Genomic DNA, 19,109 nt, shown 5'->3' with positions numbered 1-19,109 from the left:
AAAATATTACATAATATCCTCTAGGTAAAATTGATTTCGATATGCAAAATTCTTTAAAATTTAGAGTCTTCTGGATTTAGATATATTTTAAGTCTATTCTGTTCTTCAATTTTGTTAGTGAAGAACGACATAAAAAATAAGACAACATTATGTCACGGTTTGTGCTTCGAAGTGTTTTTACTTACTACGGGCGAAAATTTGCTTGGGATAGGAAATTTGCATGAAGTAATTTAGTAGCAAATGAGCCAGTAAACTTGATAACTGTTTGCTTTTGTGAAGACAAATAAAATGAACAATATTCTAGCTTTATATCTAAAATTTCATTTAAGTTCATAATTTTACGAAATGACGTGAAATGCTTGTGAATTTGATATTTAAGTCAAATGGCATGGTTTTGTTCTTCCTGATTTGCTCGGGAAGAACAGTTTTCTTTGGGTGAATACAGATTAAATCGGGAAAAGTAGGCATTTTATGTTCAACTCATATTCAAGTCACAACTGATGAGAACAGAACAACATATGAAAAATTTAAAATGCATATTTTCAGTTACATAATCCCATATCCCGCGCCACAAAAGCTCACTTCAATTTTGGCGAAAAATCCTAAAAAAGTTCATTTGGTAATACATAAAGAAAATGCTCCTCACAGAATACTATCGATCGCTCGTAGGTGTGACCCTGGCGCATACATCAGGAAAATTCAGTGACAAAACATTACTGAATAAATTGAAAAGTCGGAAATTTTCTTCTCTGTGTCGCGCAGAGATTAACTAAATTTCTCAAACAAATGTATAGTTTAGCGTTTGATCGAATCATCATTAATATTTCCGTGTTTGATGAATTTAATGGGTAATTTAGTTACAGGGATCGATATAATCGAATGAATTTTAGCCGAACAGTGGCGTCGTTCAGTGCTAATCTTGAAGATGACATAAGTTAATCTTAGTCTCTACAATCCTATCTGATAATTTATAGCTTCAACATATAGGCTCAGCATGGTCACCACCGCAGAAAAAACAAACATTGGCTACATCACTCAAGTCATTGGTCCCGTTGTAGACGTGAAGTTCCCCGGTGGAAAAATGCCACCAATCTACAATGCTTTGACCATTACATGCACAAACGAAGCTGGACAGGAAGTTTCTGTTACCAGTGAAGTGCAACAATTGCTGGGCGACAACCAAGTACGAGCTGTTGCAATGAGTTCTACTGATGGTTTAGTTCGCGGTATGGAAGTTACTGATACTGGTGCTCCTATCAGTGTCCCTGTTGGTAAAGCTACTTTAGGTAGAATTTTCAACGTTCTGGGCGAACCTGTAGATAATAAAGGACCTGTAAATACAGAAGAAAAGTCTCCCATTCACCGTGAAGCTCCCAAGCTCACTGAGTTAGAAACCAAACCTTCTGTGTTTGAAACTGGGATTAAAGTTGTTGATTTGCTCACCCCCTATCGACGTGGCGGAAAAATCGGTCTGTTCGGTGGAGCAGGTGTGGGTAAAACCGTAATTATGATGGAGTTGATCAACAACATTGCTACCGAACATGGTGGCGTGTCAGTATTCGGTGGCGTAGGTGAGCGCACCCGTGAAGGTAATGACCTTTACAATGAGATGATCGAATCTGGGGTAATCAATGCTGATAACCTCAACGAATCGAAAATTGCTCTAGTGTACGGTCAAATGAATGAGCCACCCGGTGCAAGAATGCGGGTTGGTTTATCAGCACTCACAATGGCTGAGTATTTCCGTGATGTTAACAAACAGGATGTATTACTATTTATTGATAACATCTTCCGCTTCGTTCAAGCGGGTTCGGAAGTATCAGCACTTTTAGGAAGAATGCCCTCAGCAGTAGGATATCAGCCAACATTGGGTACTGACGTAGGTGCATTACAAGAACGTATTACCTCTACTAACGAAGGTTCTATTACTTCGATTCAGGCTGTTTACGTACCTGCAGATGACTTGACTGATCCGGCACCTGCTACTACCTTTGCCCACTTGGATGGTACTACAGTATTATCCCGTGGTTTGGCTGCGAAAGGAATCTATCCTGCAGTAGATCCACTTGGTTCTACCTCCACTATGCTGCAGCCAGATATTGTTGGTGACGATCACTATCAAACTGCACGTGCAGTACAAGCTACCCTGCAGCGTTATAAGGAACTTCAAGATATTATTGCAATTCTCGGTTTAGATGAATTATCTGAAGATGACCGTCTGACCGTAGCACGCGCTCGTAAAATTGAACGTTTCTTGTCCCAGCCATTCTTTGTGGCGGAAGTGTTTACCGGGGCTCCTGGTAAATATGTGAAGTTAGAAGAAACCATCAAAGGTTTCAAGATGATTCTTGCTGGTGAATTAGATGAGTTACCAGAACAAGCTTTCTACATGGTTGGTAGCATCGAAGAAGCCAAGGCTAAAGCAGAGAAATTAAAGAGCTAGTCATTGGTTCTTGTTCTGTGAGTCCTTAGTTCTTGGTTCCCTAACCAAGAACCAAGGGCAAATTATAACCATACAATTACAAAGGACAAAGGACGAATGACATTAACCGTTCGCGTAATTTCCCCAGATAAAACTATATGGGATGACGAGGCACAAGAAGTTATTTTGCCCAGCACCACAGGTCAGTTAGGTATTCTTAGCGGTCACGCGCCACTTTTGAGTGCTCTAGATGCAGGTGTAATGCGAGTACGTTCTAGTGCAAACCAAGATTGGGTTGCGATCGCATTAATGGGAGGTTTTGCCGAAGTTGAAGAAAATGAAGTCACAATTTTGGTAAATGCTGCTGAGCGTGGTGATGCAATCGATCTAGAGGAAGCTCGTAGCGCTTACAGCGAAGCTCAAGAGCGCCTAAGTCAGGTAGAACCTGATGATAGACAAGCCCAAATTCAAGCAAACCAAGCATATAAACGTGCCCGCGCTCGTTTCCAAGCTGCTGGTGGGATGGTGTAAAATCCCTAAAATCCAACTCAATTTGGATTTTATCGATGTATTTTTTCTCTTGAACTTAAATTTCAAATCAAAACTAGATTTTTGTAAATATTTGTAGAGGTGTATTTTTTTGCATCTCTACAAGTTTTAATAAATACTTTATCCCCAACTGAATACTATTGCACATGAAATTTCAAGTTAGGCATTAATCTTTGTAAATTTTTAACTAATTTTATTTGCCATAGCATCTGTTGAGAAGCTTTTATATTTATTTGAATTTTTTTACGTTTGCGAATACCAATAAAGAATTTAGAAAGCATATTAATTCCTGAACTGTTAAGGAGTTCTAAATCCTGTATATCAAGGGTAAGCATGATATCCTCTTTATCGACAATTTCATCGAGAAATGTAAGTATTTTCGTGTATTCTTCCATCCCTCTGAGGCGAATTTTCCCATTAAGATTAATAATTTTGCTATTTTGGTCGTAATAAATGTGGTAATCCTGACCTTTAATCTCTATTGTATCAGCAGCACATTGAACTACTGTTTGTTCTCGATCTTCGAGTCCCAGCCTCACTATAGTGGTTACTGTCATTAACTCTGGACTTTGCTCTAATATTTGAAATTTCCAACCTAACTTAGCTGAATAATCAGTTATCATGCTGATAAATCCCAAGCCAGAACTGCTAGAGTTCTCATCTTCTGCATTTTTTTCAAGTTGCTGAATATAAAGTTCTTCTGGATCAGAATTTAGTAGCTCTTGAATAAAAATTTGAAATTCGCTTGCAGTTGAAGGAATAATACTATTTTTTAAAAATAACCTGACTTCATTTGCGACAAATTGAATATGAAAAGTAATTGGGTAGGATGCTTGTATATCGCAATATTTCATCGCATTTTCTAGCAACTCATTGGCAATATAGTTAACTGCACTTTTTATTTCTAGTATTTGATTTTTTCCAGCGTCATCAACATAATTAGGGAAAATACTTGTTAAGAATTCTGAAATATAGTCAGCAGATATTCCATTATTACGCCAACGTTGCTGGAGTGGTAAAGAAGAAGGAGAAAACCCGAGACTAAAGTCTTCTCTATATAAATCCGTTTCTATAAAATCACCAAATATTTGCACCACGGTTATATTTACCTTATTTTTATAATGTGTGAAATATTAAATCATTGGAACAGAAAACTAACTAATGATGTTTAAAACTATTCAATAGTTAGAAAAAACTAAATTTTAAATTTTTGCAATCTTAAACTCTTATATTTATACTTCTACAATATTGAGTATAAGGGTCAGGAAGTTCTAAATTATCTCAAAAAATAAAAGGAAAAAATTTCCTAATTAAAAAACTTATTGTTATGGCTCTGTTTGACGAATATTTAGCTTTCAGAGGTCTAAATTATAAAAAATGCATCTTAAATTCTTAGCGAGCATCATTATCAATATACATGCCTAAATATTGATTAAACGCTCATGGTTTGAAAAGTTTGAGAGTTTACTATTTCAAGTGAAGGACTAATATCTTTTTGTTTTAAAACAAGCAAAGTAATATCATCAAAAACTTGTTGTTCGCCTATATGTTCTCTAACATCATTTACTATGGCATTTTTTATTTCCTCTGCAGTTAAATGTCGATTTTCTTTGATAGTGTTACACAGTTTTTCCAAACCATAAAGCTCACCACTAATATTTTCTGCTTCAGTTATCCCATCTGTAAAGAGGACAGCTATATCTCCAGTATTTAGACTAACTCTTTGTTGATCGACAAAATCAGCAATTTCTTCATCAAGTCCAATTGGAAAACCAAGGTCTGAGGTATCAACTAATTCGACTTTTCCAGAAGAGCGTACCACAATCATTTCTTCATGTTGTCCAGTAAGACACAATTGTCCTTGCTGATAGTCAATTAATGAAAGAGTAAGATTCTTACCTGAGTTCATGCGCTGAATATTCTTATAAATGGTACGATTTAGCGCATCCATAAATTTAACCGGATCTGTTTCTTCAACTTCTTGAAGAGTTCTTACCGCAGTCTGTACCATTAACATGAGCATTCCACTTTCTAACCCATGTCCGGTTACATCACCAATCCCAATTTTTACATTTCCGTCGATATTTAGAACGTCGTAATAATCCCCTCCCACTTCATCTGCTGCTTCCATAAAACCAGCGATATCTAAACCATCCACAGATTTTAGTTCCCACGATTTTGGAAGAATCATTTGCTGTAAGCGTCTGGTAATATCCAATTCGCTACTCATACGGACATTCTCAGCTTTAAGCTGCTCGTTTAATTCAGAAATCTTGTCGTGTGCTATCTGAATATCTTTGTCTGCTTTTTGTAGACGCGTCAAAATATTAAACAAAATAACAAAGAAGTTACCCAGAGCTAAAGCCATACCAACTAACTGAATTATTTGTAGATACTCGGCTTTTTGTTCAGCGATTCCCTCTTGTTCATTTGTTAAATCACTCATTAATCTCAAGAGTTTAAAATTATTCTCGTTACCATAGCCAACTGTACTTCTCAGCTGTTTATATGGAATAACTTTTTCTGCTACTAAAATATTCTGAATTTGTTCTTTATAGGGATTCCAGATAACAAAAGTTTTTTTAAGTATCTTTTCAGCTTTCTTAGTTTCTACAGCTTTCAAATATATAGATTCACCATCATTGTTTTTTACATATCCCCCTTTCTGAAAAGCATTTAAAGTTTCATCGAATAATTGAGATGATATGAGCAAATCTGTTTTATATTTATCGATGCTATAGCCATTTTCACTAGCATTTTTTAATTGTAGTAAAGATTTTGTTATTCTTTGTGACAAAGTTCTTTGTCTTCCTGCTAAGTTAATACTGATAGCATCTTTCTTTAATGATGTAGAAAACAGAAAGTTTGGGATTAAAATACCAATATCAAAGAGCAAGAAAAAAAAGATTGATATCAATATTGGTCGATATTTTTTTTCGACAAGTAAATTTTCAAAAGGGTTTTTATTAATTCTCATAAAAAACACAGAATTTTGATTTTTTTTAAAAGTGAAAATTGATAATTAAAAAATAGATAGCAAACTAATATCTTAATTTAGGAAATTATCAAGCAAAGGATAACTAAAAGATAGCTAAACAGGTTAAATTTAAAATATATTTACTAACCAATGATACTTCACTCAATATTTCGTTAATTTTAGTTTGCTACCCAGTTTAAATAATATATTTTGAGAATACTATTCTAAATTTTAGTCATCAAGGTGTATGAGGCAAATAAATACGATTTACCACCATAATCATTACTTATTTTATTCCATTATGACTATTGACTTAAAAAACAATAGATAGATTTATAACTCTATTGAGAAGATGATATTTTGATAAAAAATCTTGCCATCTTTCCTAACTCATCTTCTCTATTTAAAAATTCTTTAATACTATCTAACTCAAAAGAATTATTCTCTATTTCTGAAATTGCAGCAGCGAGTCGCTGCACATTCTGAATGTAAACAACCATTTCCTGGTTTTTGTCATGTAACTGATTATTAACTTCACTAGAATGCTCAGCAATTGATTCCAGCATTATTTCTAAATCAGATTTTTCTTCTTTGAGTTCCTCTATATCTAGCTTTAAATTTTTGATTTCTGACAATAGTTCTTGTCTGGATAATTCTTCAGTTTGCATGGTGCATTCTTCCTTTCACTTGTGATATTACGATTACTCAACTTACCTACTGTAAATCTAGTCTTAAACCAGGCATTAATCGTTGTAAGTTCTTCAGTGATTTACCTTGCCAAGGTATTTGTCGAGAACCAAGCACCACCACTTCAATAGATTTTCTTTTTCTCATACCAATAACAAACTTTGAAAGCATACTAATTCCCGAGCTATTAAGAAAATCGAGTTCTTGAAGATTCAAGATAATTTTTGAAGGTTCCCTATCCGCAATATCATTGAGCAAATTTAAAATATGCCCGTAATCTTTTAAGCCCGTTAATCTTAGAGCACCTGAAAATCTTACACTGCAAGTGTTTTCATCATAAGATACATTGTAGTTTTCGCCTTTGATTTCCATATTTCAAATTCTCCTTTGTCAAGTTAGTTTTATTAACGTATTTACTTCTACTTCAAACTGGTAATTCAACCATAGTAGTTACTGCCATTACCGGTGAAGCTTGCTCAATAGTTTGGAATTTCCAAGCTAATTTAGCAGAATAATCAGTCATCATAGTAATAAAACCTAATCCAGAACTAGTAGTATTATCATCCTGGTCAGCATTTTTTTCCAACTGCTCAATGTATAGTTCATTTGGGTCGGAATCTAAGAGCTCTCTGATAAATTCCTTAAATTTTTCAGCCCGTGCGGGAATCACACTATTATCTATAAAAAGAAAGATTTTATCAGTTTCTAATCGAACGTGAAAAGTAATAGGATAAGAAGCTTTTTCATCACAATACTTCATCGCATTCTCAAATAATTCGTTGGCAACATAACTTACAGCGCTTTTAACTTCCAAATGATGATCCTCAGAGGCACCACTTTCGTCATTACCTGGGAAAAAAGTACACAAGTAATTAGCAACGAAGTCAGCTGATAAACCATTATTCCGCCAGCGCTTTTGAAGCGGGATTGCAGATGGAGCAAAGCTTAAAGTTAAATGCTCTTGATTGGATGGCTTATCTACAAAGCAACCAAACACATGTGCTTTTTCAATCTGTTCCTGATTAAATAAATTTTCTAGAAACTTACTAAATATTTGAATCACAGTTATTCTGCCCTCGAGAAAAATCATTTGATTTAGCAAGTTCAACTTGAATCAAATGACAATCAATATTATCTCAGTTTCAAATGTGACATGCATCCCTACAAAATTTAACTAAATGACAAGTAATACATATATCTTAATATTTAAGTTAACTAATTAAATACAGTTAGGATTACAAGTCGACTTTATTTTGTTGTTCAGCAATATTAGCACTTTTGAAATTTATATCAGTGTTATATTACCAGACTATTTCCATATTTAAGTCATTTTATAAATGCATATTTAAGTATTTGCAGGTTCTAATACTACCCATCAATATGTTTGTTTATGAGTTCACGTAATGTATATTATATTGCACTTGTAAAACAGTTTTTAGCTTCAGTGATTACACTAAAATACGTTCGGACAATAAATTCAATCTTAAGTGTTTGCACCAACAAATTACTTACTTTAAAACACTTATCTTTATGTATAAAAAGTCTGCAAATACTAGTATATATCTTAACTCTTAACAACTAATCACGTAATAATAAATCATTTATAGGCATGAAAAAAGCTGATGTTTGCAGCTCCTATGATAAGAAGATAGCCAGTTAAAAATAAAAAATAATTTTTTACAAGTTAATTTTTAATCAAATATTACTAATGCAAAATATATTAATTTTAGGTATTCAACTATCAAAATGAGATTTTAATAAAATTTACCATCTAATTTAAGATATGTACTTAAAAACGGACTATAAGGAAAATTTACTCACTTAAAATCTAATTTTTGATAAAGAACTTAATTCTAGACTTATTTAATTATTAAAAAAATAATGAGAACATATATTTATTTCCATTAGCAAACGATAGATACTAACTTAAATACAGCAAATATAATAATTATATTTTTATATTTTTGAGTCTTACACAAATAAAATTCGGCAATTAACTTTTTTGATTTTGTGACTATATGATTTGCTGATTTTAAATAGATACATAAATACCTAACATCTATCATTAAGATTTGTATACTGTTTTACTGGTGACTATATATTTATTCAATTTTTACTGTGTAGAATTATTAAATATATCTAGTAATGAAAAATCAATAATTATTAGCATAAATACAGCGTAAACAAAGACTTTTTTTAATACGCTTGGTAGCACTTAGTAATTTAAGATACTTTGCATACAAAAATTATACCCTTGAGGGTAGTGACAAAAGATATAAGCATTAGTAAAGTATATTTTGTTAGACAAGTAATAGTTATTTTGTATAACACTTAACTGCAATTTTATAATATAAATGTATAAAAAGCCTAGATTCAATTTTTTTAAAGCAACAATTTTGCAATAAGTCTGTTAGGAAATAACCAAATAAAGTTTGTATTTGTACTTTTGGGCTTGTCTAATATGCTGATTTTGAGTATTTGGAGAGAATGATCTCCATATACACGATCCAAAATTCCAATGTTATAACTTCAATAGGATTACAAAAAATATATTTGTAAGCCATAGAAAACTATCTGAACTTAGAAAAAGCTAAATTCTGGAAGTTTATTTATATAAAGGAACTATTTCGGATTAGCTGCAAATACAATCCATCATTGGAAGATTATAGAAACGTTCGTAAACTTATGGATAAACAAGTTATTCTTGTTCTCTAAAGTCAATTTATATCTGACGAGAATATAACTTACAAGAATATATCTGGCAACTACTTGCCATAGGTGAGGCTTTCGTTGGTTATTTGCAATTTATCGCTGCTTGGTGAAGAGTAATGAATGAAGCTGACATCCCAGAAAACGAAAATTTGATAGAATCCTGTAGTCTTGGAAATTCCCAACAACTGGATAAGGAAAGTTGTCCTTTTTACTCACTTTTGCCCAATGAAGATCCTGAAATTATTTCTAATGAAAATCTGGTAATTCCAAAGTTACCATCAGCAAATTCTTCGGTTTCAGCAATACCCAATGATCGAGAATGGGAAAATAATGATTGGGAAAATGAAGTATCTTCCCCAGAATCGAGTATGAACATTGGTGAGGAAGACCAAACAAATAATGATTCAGAATCATCTAATGGGATTTTGGAATTAAACAGCGCCCAGTGGGAAAGTATTCCTGATTTGGATCTTTCAGAGGATGAATTAACAAGTAAATCAGAAAAAGATTGGGTCGCAGAACCCGAAAGTGAAAAACAAGCTGCTGTTAATTCAGAGTTTCAGCAACTGTTGGAGCTCAATCAAGAGTTGCGTTCAGCTAATGATAACTTGTATCAACAAGTAGAAGAACTTACATCTGCTCTTGCAGATAACCAGAAAGCTCTACAAAAACAAAAGAACCGCTCAAGTATTGCGGAGTCCATGCTCAGTCAGCAAACCCAGGAAAGTATCGCAGACAGAGAAAAGATTGAATCACTATTCCAGGACTTAGAAAATTCGACACAAACGATTAAGCGTCAAGAAAGTCTAATAGAAAGTTACAAATCTCACTTGGAAAGTAGTCAGCAAAGATTGGCTCAATTAGAGCGTGAATGTACTGAATTACATAGTAGATATACTGAACAGTCCTATAAATTATCGCAATTGGAAAATGCTTCTCGAGAATTACGTACAAGGCTAATGCGTCAGCAACGGCAAAATTTACAGTTTAAAGCTGCTTTGAGTAAATGTTTAGATACACCAGTTCCGGGGGATCTAGAGGATAATGAAACAATTAACAAGGCGAGGAACTTTACTCGGCAATCATCTACTATTAATAGTAAACTTCGGTCATTTCTAACTAATGCTCAACCCATTCGACCCTGGTCTGAACAACAAGCAGATACATTCAATGATGATGAAGTAGCATACGCTCAAGAAGAAGATTTTGCTGGTTCTCAAACTCGAATGTGGCAAGAAAGTGTTAATGAGTTTTCTGGTTGGGACTCTACAGTTAAGGAAAATATATTCACTACGAACGGATCTTTTATCGGTCATTCTCAATCTGAAAAAATAGATTGTGATGATTCAGCCCAAGTTTACATTTGGGATACAAGCATGGAGGAAAATTCGAATTTTTCAATTTCCCATGAGGCTGACAGTGAAGTATCTATTTGGGATATTGAAGCAAGTGAGGAAGATATTTCTCCACAACAAACAACAACTGATTTCTCTTCAGAAAGTACAGAGCAAGAATTTATAAATCAAGATATTGCAAAAGAAACTATAGATCGAGAAATTACACCAGAAACTATTTCTTACCACGAATCTTCTGATTCGGACGAATATGATTTAGAAAAATCTGACTTAGAAGAAGCCAAATCCAAAGAATCTGAATTCAAAGAATATGAGCTTAAAGAATCTGATTTAAAAGAAAAATTGGATAGCGTAATTGAGACGTTTTTCCGCAGTCAAGGAATATCTCAAGCGTCTCAATCTGAAGATGTAGATGATGTTCATAATCCTGATAACACTGTTTGGGAACCTGTTGCAAATTCAACTGACAGCAAACGCCTTGATGATAAATTTGGGAATCGAAAAGATTCTTCAGAAAATACTTCTTCAGGAGATATTTTTTCAGATGATTCGATCTGGTCTGAGGGTAGTTTTGAAAGTGATTTTAATTCAGAACAATTTACCCACTACAACAACGATAATTCCCCATCACCAGTAGTTTATCCAGAACGTCGTCGAAATCCAAAGAAGTCTTTAGCTTCTGTGGAATTACCAGATTTCCGTTCCCATTCAACCTCAGAATAATAAATGTTAGGTATTGGGTGTTGGAATTAGGTTTGTAAATATCAAATCTAATTACCAATTACCAACTACCTATAATGCTGTAGACACTTGGTATTTGTGCTTGCGTCCTGCTTTGCTAATGCGTCATGCTTACGCTAACACCAATCACCCAGTAACTTTCATTTCACTACGTTTAATTTTTAACTGATAAGTAAGGTTTTGCTTTCGTATTTTACCTGCGGTTAAAGCATAAGCAAGAGATAACAAACGCAACCACAAACCTGGATGACGCCTTTCTAACCAAGGTTGAATCAGGTGGAGAGATTGAGGTAACCACCAGTTAAGTAAAGCAACTGTGAGTGCATGACGAGAAAAGTTTATGTAATTACCTACCCATCTAATTAAATCTTTGGAGCCAGCTAATTCCCAAATCCAGGGTAATAATGCGGGGTTTTTACGCGCTGCTTTCAGGGCTAATCGATTGAAGGTCAACCAATCAAATCTGTCTTTAATAAAGTTATCTGCTACTTCTTGGGGTTCTGCAGCTAATAACCCAAAGAAAGTATTGAGCATTGCATTAATTCTTTCCGGAGGGATAAATTTACCGGTAGGAACCATCATTCCCTTGGAAAACATCCAAGTTACAGCAATGTTACTTTGAAATGCACGAATTTGGTTAAGATTTTGCCAAGAAAGCAAGTCATGTTTTAAAGCTGTATCTAATAAAGTCGTTAGGCGTTCTAAATTCCGAACTAGGGAACCAAAACCAGTAAACACTAAAGGAGACTGGAGTGATGCTGCATCACCGATCGCAATAATTCGGTCATAAGCTACAGTGCGATCGCGACTATTCACACTAAAATGTCCCGGAATATAACCGAATGTTGGTTTTTTCCATATCAATTTGTCCATATCGCAACGGCGATATTCGGGCAAAATAGTAAAAAAATCTTCATACATCTCTAATAAGGAACCCGGATTCTTACTATTGACCTGGTGATAGTGGAATAAGTAAATAGTCAATTCTTCATCTGCTCCAGGAAATAATTCCCAAATTAACTGCCTTCCTCGAGAGATATCCCCGTGGGAATTAAGTACATCTCCATATTGGGAATCCCAAACTCCCGGCTCAAAACCACTCTCCACTACAGCCCCAACCGTAGGACAAACACTATCAAAAGTACGACCACCGTTTAACTGCCATGCGATCGATGATGCTGTTCCCATCGCGTCTACTAATAATCTACCGCTAACTTGTTTTTCAACTTGCGTCTTTAAGTCTTGCAGTGTTACAATCAGCTTCTGTCTATTTGATTTTTCGCCAGATTCTGGAAGAATATCGGCACGAACAAACTCCGTCTCATCAAAAATTTCTCCCCCAGCTGCAACTAATTTCTCTCCGCACATTTGCAGCCACTTCTCTGAATCCAAAGCTACATTTAACACTGTAGGTGTGTGTAATATATCAGCTTTTAAGTTGAGTGAATTATTCCCATCGAAAAACTTATTGAAGCCATCTTTATATTCACTGGCAATAATTGTTTCTAACTCTGCAGGAGTAATCAAACCAATATTAATTAAACTTTGGATTTCATCGCGAGAAATATTCCATTCTCTGTTCATTCTTCCAAAGGGCAATCTTTCAATTAATAATACTTTGTAACCCAGTTTTGCCATTGCCGCAGCATGAATTACACCCAGAGCACCACCAACATAAATTAAATCGTAAAAAGATTTTTTTTCTTCTACATTGAGATTAAATTCATTACTGGATTTTGTGTGAGAAAATACTACTTGCTTCGGTTGTTGCGGATTGCGCACCCCTTCACGCCAACGCTTCTCCCACCAGTAGACTCGTTTCAAATCGTACTCACCGTTAGGCATTTTTTGAAAATATTTTACAGTCAAAGGATAATCTTGCTCTAAGGCAGTAAAAATTGACTGTTTTGACAGGTCAATCGCAGGTGGTTCTGGGTAATTGTGGGGAAAGCGTTTCCTGATACTAACCGTTAAATGCTTGAGGAATTTATGTTCTTTGGGAACAGCTTTTTCTGACCAACGAAATACTTTTAAATATGTAGTCCGTTGTAACGACCAAATAAAAATTGAGAGTTCAGCTGGCAAATTTTCCGGAACACTTACTGTTTCCACTGTAGTGTCATTTACTTTAAGGCAAAAGCCTTGGGCAGTGATAACCTTCTTGCCAATTTTTGGCTGGAAATCTGCTTGTAGCCAAGCACACACTGCATTTGTATCTGGTGTTGGAATCTCCAAATAAAGTATTTCTTTCATTTTTGTTTTGTTCTCTCAAGATACTCATTAAGGCAGATTTTACCCAGCTATGAATTACGCTACACTCCGCCCTATTAGTAGAATAAAGATTTGGTAAACAAATATTAAGATTTCATCAAATCTATCATTCACTAATTATTCATCAGGTGTTTTTGTAAACTCGCGCCATGAATTATCCCATCCCAGACAGTACGCAAGAAATAATGAATTGGCAACAAAAGCCAGTAGTTGACGAAGAAATGGTTGCTGCTGCAATTGCAGGAGTCATCAAAATCGTCAGTTCCCAGGGTCAATCCTTGGATGAATTAACGGCTCAAGTGCTCGCCGATGACCCTTTACTGAGCAAGCAACAAAGACGCTGGTTAAGTCAAGTAGTTACACAAGCATGGGACAGCTTTGCTTAAACAAAAACAAAGCTTTGCTTAATGTAAAACTAAATTGAGTCCTTTTGACTAATATGAAAGCGTTATAAGCGTTTCAAATTACTATCAACTGTCAGTTAAAACAGATTGCCGATCGCCTGTTTGGGTGTGGGAGTGAGAAAAGTTAATCTGTCTGGGATTGGCAATTTGTCTGACACTTAGATCGACTTACCAAACATACTTGTTTGGTGTTGGATTTGATTTTGAACTGGAAACTAACAGAAAATTAAGTGCCCGCTTAGAGCACTTGTTTCAAATCTGTACTTAATACTCACTTTTAAGCTTGACAATTTAACTGGATGTACCTATTTCTGTTTGAGTTTGAGAATGGAGCATTAAACCGTATTCCAATCCATCCACCACTGCTTGATAGGAAGCAGTCAAAATATTGCTTGAAACTCCGACAGTTGTCCAACGCTGACGACCATTACCGGATCCAACTAATACTCGGGTTTTCGCTGCTGTTCCCGTATGTCCGTTGAGAATCCTGACTTTATAATCCGTCAATTCAAACATTGCGATCTGGGGATAGAAGTTTGTCAAAGCTTTGCGTAGGGCAGCGTCGAGGGCTGCTACTGGTCCTATACCTTCCGCCGCTTCTAAAATATCTTGACCGTTCACAGCAATTTTGACAGTTGCCAATGCATCCCCATTTTCTAAACTCTTTTCTAGGTGTTGAACTAGATCGCAATGGACTTGAAAGCCTTTGATCTGAAAAAATTGTCGCCGTTCTCCTAAAGCACCGCGTAGGAGCAACTCAAAACTTGCCTCAGCAGCCTCAAATTGATAACCTTCATGCTCTAGTTGCTTGAGATTGTGCAAAATTTGTTTGGTTGCAGGATTATCTTTTTCCAATTTAATCCCAAAGCTACGAGCTTTCGCCAAAATATTACTTGCTCCTGATTGCTCGGAAACTACAATCCGACGAGAGTTACCAATTCGTTCGGGTTCAATATGTTCATAAGTAAGGGGATTACGTTCCACTGCGCTAACATGCATTCCCCCTTTGTGAGCAAAAGCTGAATTACCAACAAAAGGAGCATGTACGTTGGGAGCCAGATTTACAACTTCACTTACAAATCTACTGGTTTCCGTTAGCTTGGAGAGCTGGGTATTTTCTATACAGTTGTACCCTAATTTAATTTGTAAATTGGGAATTACAGAACAAAGATTGGCATTACCGCAGCGTTCGCCATAGCCATTAATTGTACCCTGTACCATATTTGCTCCTGCCGTCACCGCAGCCAAAGCATTAGCTACCGCAGTATCGGAATCATTGTGGGTATGAATGCCAAGCTGAATTCCAGTAGGAAGAGATCCAACAACATCCGTAACTACTTGAGTAATCTCATTTGGCAGTTTTCCACCATTTGTATCGCATAATACTAACCATTCTGCCCCAGCATCAAGAGCTGTTGTTAGAGTCTGGAGTGCATAGTCTGGATTATGCTTGTAACCATCAAACCAATGCTCCGCATCGTATATTACCCGACGTCCTTGAGAAATTAAGTATTTTATTGTATCATCTATCATCCCTAGGTTTTCTGTTAAAGTAGTCTTAAGACCTTCTTTGACATGTAAGTCCCAAGACTTACCAACAATTGTCACCCAACGAGTACCAGCAGCAATAATTGCTTGTAACATTGGATCTTTGGCAGCAGTGATATTGGGACGCCGAGTAAAGCAAAAAGGAACAATTTCTGCCTGTTCGAGCGGTTCTTCTTGTAACTCCCAAAAAAACTGTACATCTTTAGGATTTGCTCCAGGCCAACCGCCTTCAATGAAAGGAACTCCTAAACGGTCTAGGCAACGAGCAATACGTAATTTATCTTCTATGGAAACTGATAGACCTTCACACTGCATACCATCCCGAAGGGTGGTGTCATAGATCCAAATTTGGCGCTCAGAATTTGCACTCATAAGTTAAAAGATGGGTGAAGAGGAAAAATGTGGGTAAAGTCAAGGATGGATGATAACAAAAGTTAAAAAGGAATGTGTAGGTACACAAAAAGCAATACAACAAAAAACTCTTACAAAACTCCCAAGTGCTAGTTGTAATAACTTAGGAATAGCTGGTTGAATGGGGTACTTCGAAGGATTTTAGCTGGTGGCATACAGTTGTAGATAATCTCCGTAAAATTTTGGTGCAAAACAGCATTGAACTTTACAATCAAAACGCTAAAGTAATAAACTATGAGTATGCTATTATCTGCGGAACCCGTATAGTAAAACCAACAGGTGAAGTGCCACAGGCGGATTTTCCCACCTCCCCATTCTCCTGAATCAGACTTTTGTTTGTGTATTTCAAACTAAGGTGAGAGTTAATTTAACTAATTAATTACGACACAAATAGATAAATTCTGGGGACGAGGTTCCCAAAAGAATGTTTGTACAATCTTTGGCTAGAAAAGGAAAAACAGAAAATGGGTAGATGGACACCACTGGTTTTAATGGCTGGAGGCTTAGCAATTTTACTCGGGACCCTATTGGGAATAAGTTTTCCAATGGATGGACGTAACGCTCAAGGTCCGAAAACGTCTGATAAAGAATCCAGCGTTCTCCCAGCCAATATTAATGTTAATAGCACAACAGCTAAGCAATCATCTGGAAATGCTAACAATGGTAGCACTGTAGCTCAAAAGCCCTCTAGTACAGATCCTTCTGTTGAAGTAAGCCAGAATAACAATACTTCCGGCACCCAACAAAACCAAGAGAGCAATCAAACAACTATTCAAGATGGAAGCGCTCAAGGAAATGGTGAAGGAAATGATGGGGGAGTTAGCGGTGACGGAAATGGTGAAGTAACTAATGGTGGCGATAATAGCGAACCAATTCGTGCCTTGTGGTAGTTACCGCTTATTAGTTATAAGTTGTTAATTATGAATTAGTTATGAGTTATTTTACCAACGTACTAATAGCTCATGGCTAATAATTAATTATTAATGACTCATGAGCAGCAAAATTTTAATTATTGGTAGCGGCGTAATTGGTTTAGCGATCGCGGTAGAATTACAGTTACGCGGTGCCCAGGTCACATTGGCAGGTCGTGATATTAACGGTGCTGCCACAAACGCTGCTGCAGGTATGTTAGCACCTGGAGCCGAACAAATTCCTGCCGGTTCAATGCAAGATTTGTGTAGGCGTTCGCTCTATTTGTATCCCGAATGGACGCGTAAAATAGAAGAATCAACTGGAGAAAATTCTGGCTATTGGTGTTGTGGCATCTTAGCACCTGTTTTTAAAGAATTAGAAAATAGTAAAAAAAATATTAAATCTCTAGAGACGTACCACAGTACATATCAAAATTTAGGGGTTGGAAAGCAAAGTGATGATTCCGGTTGCTGGTTAAATAAAGAAGCAATTCACCAATATCAACCTGGATTAAGTACAGAAGTAATAGGCGGTTGGTGGTATCCAGAAGATGGACAGGTAGACAATCGTGCTTTAGCAAAAGCACTATTAACTTATTCCCACTCATTGGGAATAGATATTAAAGAAGGTGTCATAGTAGAAGGCATTCAACAACGCCAAGGTAAAGTCACTGGGATTCAGACAAATATTGGTACTTTGTCCGCCGAACATTATGTTTTAGCTGCAGGTGCTTGGTCGAACCAAATACTTCCTTTACCTGTAAATCCGCGCAAAGGTCAAATGTTGAGCCTGCGAGTACCGGAATCCATAACAGAATTACCTTTAAATAGAGTTTTATTTGGTGAAAATATTTACATTGTTCCCCGACGGGACAGACGAATTATCCTGGGAGCAACCAAAGAAGATGTAGGTTTTACTCCTGGAAACACTCCTGTTGGAATTCAAAACTTATTACAACAAGCAATTCGACTTTATCCTCAGTTAAAAGATTATCCCATTCAGGAATTATGGTGGGGATTTCGTCCTACCACCCCTGATGAACTCCCAATTTTGGGTAGTAGTCCCTGTGAAAATTTAACTTTAGCTACAGGTCATCATCGCAATGGTATTTTACTTGCGCCAATAACAGCAAAATTGATTGCTGATTCAATTTGGGAGGAAAAATCTGACCCCCTCCTAAGTGATTTTCACTTTTCTCGTTTCCTTGAAAGGTCATCTACTAATATTTCTATGCTTACTCATCCGTCTAACTTTTCCTCCAATTCAGCGATCGCAGATCGGCAAACTACCCAATATTTAGAGGACTCAACCCTCAAAATTGCCGGAAAAACATTTCAATCTCGCTTAATGACTGGAACGGGTAAGTATCGCAGTATAGAAGAAATGCAACAAAGCGTTATTGCTAGCGGTTGTGAAATTGTCACCGTGGCGGTGCGCAGAGTACAAACCAATGCTCCCGGACATGAAGGTTTAGCCGAAGCTTTGGACTGGGAAAAAATCTGGATGCTACCCAATACTGCAGGCTGTAAGACAGCAGAAGAAGCAGTACGCGTGGCGCGTTTAGGACGAGAAATGGCTAAATTACTCGGACAAGAAGATAATAATTTCGTCAAATTAGAAGTAATTCCCGATCCTAAATATTTACTTCCCGACCCAATCGGAACTCTTCAAGCTGCAGAACAATTAGTTAAGGAAGGTTTTGCTGTTTTACCTTACATCAATGCCGACCCAATGTTGGCCAAGCATTTAGAAGAAGCTGGTTGTGCTACAGTTATGCCTTTAGCTGCACCCATAGGTTCCGGACAAGGACTGCAAACAATTGCCAATATCAAAATTATTATTGAAAATGCTCAAGTTCCGGTTGTGGTTGATGCCGGGATTGGTTTACCATCTGAAGCTGCCCAAGCAATGGAATTAGGAGCAGATGCATTACTAATTAATAGTGCGATCGCTTTAGCTCAAAACTCTCCTGCTATGGCAAAAGCAATGAAATTAGCTGCAAATGCCGGTCGGATTGCATATCTAGCAGGGAGAATGCCAATTCAAACTTATGCTATTGCATCATCCCCTGTAAGTGGAAGGATTAACGAATAATTGCAAATCAATCAATTACTCAACAT

At 36.3% G+C, this 19,109-nt stretch carries 13 protein-coding genes; 6 read left to right on the top strand and 7 right to left on the bottom strand.

Annotated features, from left to right (window positions below; genetic code table 11):
* Window positions 1-994 precede the first annotated feature (994 nt).
* Complete coding sequence (gene atpD, locus QNJ50_RS05680; RefSeq protein WP_300633064.1) at window positions 995-2,443, top strand: F0F1 ATP synthase subunit beta; 1,449 nt, start codon at window positions 995-997, stop codon at window positions 2,441-2,443.
* Window positions 2,444-2,539: 96 nt separating this feature from the next.
* A complete protein-coding gene (atpC, locus tag QNJ50_RS05675; RefSeq protein ID WP_300633062.1) occupies window positions 2,540-2,953 on the top strand; it encodes an ATP synthase F1 subunit epsilon in 414 nt (137 codons plus the stop codon).
* 155 nt (window positions 2,954-3,108) lie between these two features.
* On the opposite strand, the gene QNJ50_RS05670 is transcribed toward atpC, so the two are convergent.
* The 5 genes from QNJ50_RS05670 to QNJ50_RS05650 form a co-directional block, all read right to left on the bottom strand.
* Window positions 3,109-4,068 (bottom strand): hypothetical protein, encoded by a 960-nt coding sequence (locus QNJ50_RS05670; RefSeq protein ID WP_300633060.1) that lies wholly within the window; start codon window positions 4,066-4,068, stop codon window positions 3,109-3,111.
* Between the two features lie 335 nt (window positions 4,069-4,403).
* Window positions 4,404-5,948: a SpoIIE family protein phosphatase gene (locus QNJ50_RS05665; RefSeq protein ID WP_300633058.1), complete on the bottom strand. Its 1,545-nt coding sequence runs from the start codon at window positions 5,946-5,948 to the stop codon at window positions 4,404-4,406.
* Between the two features lie 341 nt (window positions 5,949-6,289).
* Complete coding sequence (locus QNJ50_RS05660) at window positions 6,290-6,616, bottom strand: hypothetical protein (protein ID WP_300633056.1); 327 nt, start codon at window positions 6,614-6,616, stop codon at window positions 6,290-6,292.
* A 46-nt stretch (window positions 6,617-6,662) separates the two neighbouring features.
* The gene (locus tag QNJ50_RS05655) at window positions 6,663-7,007 is read right to left on the bottom strand and encodes an STAS domain-containing protein (RefSeq protein WP_027842823.1); all 345 of its coding nucleotides are present in this window, start codon (window positions 7,005-7,007) and stop codon (window positions 6,663-6,665) included.
* A gap of 52 nt (window positions 7,008-7,059) precedes the next feature.
* On the bottom strand, window positions 7,060-7,698 hold the full coding sequence (locus QNJ50_RS05650) for a DUF6272 family protein (RefSeq protein WP_300633054.1): 639 nt from the start codon (window positions 7,696-7,698) through the stop codon (window positions 7,060-7,062).
* A 1,765-nt stretch (window positions 7,699-9,463) separates the two neighbouring features.
* Here QNJ50_RS05650 and QNJ50_RS05645 point away from each other — a divergent pair.
* Window positions 9,464-11,425 carry a hypothetical protein gene (locus QNJ50_RS05645; RefSeq protein ID WP_300633052.1) on the top strand — a complete coding sequence of 654 codons (1,962 nt, stop codon included), beginning with the start codon at window positions 9,464-9,466 and terminating at the stop codon, window positions 11,423-11,425.
* A gap of 144 nt (window positions 11,426-11,569) precedes the next feature.
* Here the strand turns inward: QNJ50_RS05645 and QNJ50_RS05640 are convergent, their stop codons facing one another.
* Complete coding sequence (locus tag QNJ50_RS05640) at window positions 11,570-13,696, bottom strand: flavin-dependent dehydrogenase (protein ID WP_300633050.1); 2,127 nt, start codon at window positions 13,694-13,696, stop codon at window positions 11,570-11,572.
* Between the two features lie 167 nt (window positions 13,697-13,863).
* Between QNJ50_RS05640 and QNJ50_RS05635 the strand changes: the two genes are divergently transcribed.
* Window positions 13,864-14,100, top strand: coding sequence for a hypothetical protein (locus QNJ50_RS05635; RefSeq protein WP_027842826.1), 237 nt, complete (start codon window positions 13,864-13,866; stop codon window positions 14,098-14,100).
* Window positions 14,101-14,409: 309 nt separating this feature from the next.
* Here the strand turns inward: QNJ50_RS05635 and cimA are convergent, their stop codons facing one another.
* Window positions 14,410-16,038 (bottom strand): citramalate synthase, encoded by a 1,629-nt coding sequence (gene cimA / locus QNJ50_RS05630; RefSeq protein WP_300633046.1) that lies wholly within the window; start codon window positions 16,036-16,038, stop codon window positions 14,410-14,412.
* Window positions 16,039-16,541: 503 nt separating this feature from the next.
* Here cimA and QNJ50_RS05625 point away from each other — a divergent pair.
* Both QNJ50_RS05625 and thiO read left to right on the top strand, forming a co-directional pair.
* Window positions 16,542-16,967, top strand: coding sequence for a hypothetical protein (locus QNJ50_RS05625; protein WP_300633044.1), 426 nt, complete (start codon window positions 16,542-16,544; stop codon window positions 16,965-16,967).
* A 100-nt stretch (window positions 16,968-17,067) separates the two neighbouring features.
* Window positions 17,068-19,083, top strand: coding sequence for a glycine oxidase ThiO (gene thiO, locus QNJ50_RS05620; protein WP_300633042.1), 2,016 nt, complete (start codon window positions 17,068-17,070; stop codon window positions 19,081-19,083).
* The last annotated feature ends 26 nt before the right edge of the window (window positions 19,084-19,109 follow it).

The sequence above is a fragment of the Mastigocoleus sp. MO_188.B34 genome, assembly GCF_030065675.1.
Classification (GTDB): Bacteria; Cyanobacteriota; Cyanobacteriia; order Cyanobacteriales; family Nostocaceae; genus Mastigocoleus.
Note: the sequence above shows the minus strand (reverse complement) of the source record. Positions and strands in the feature narration are given on the sequence as shown.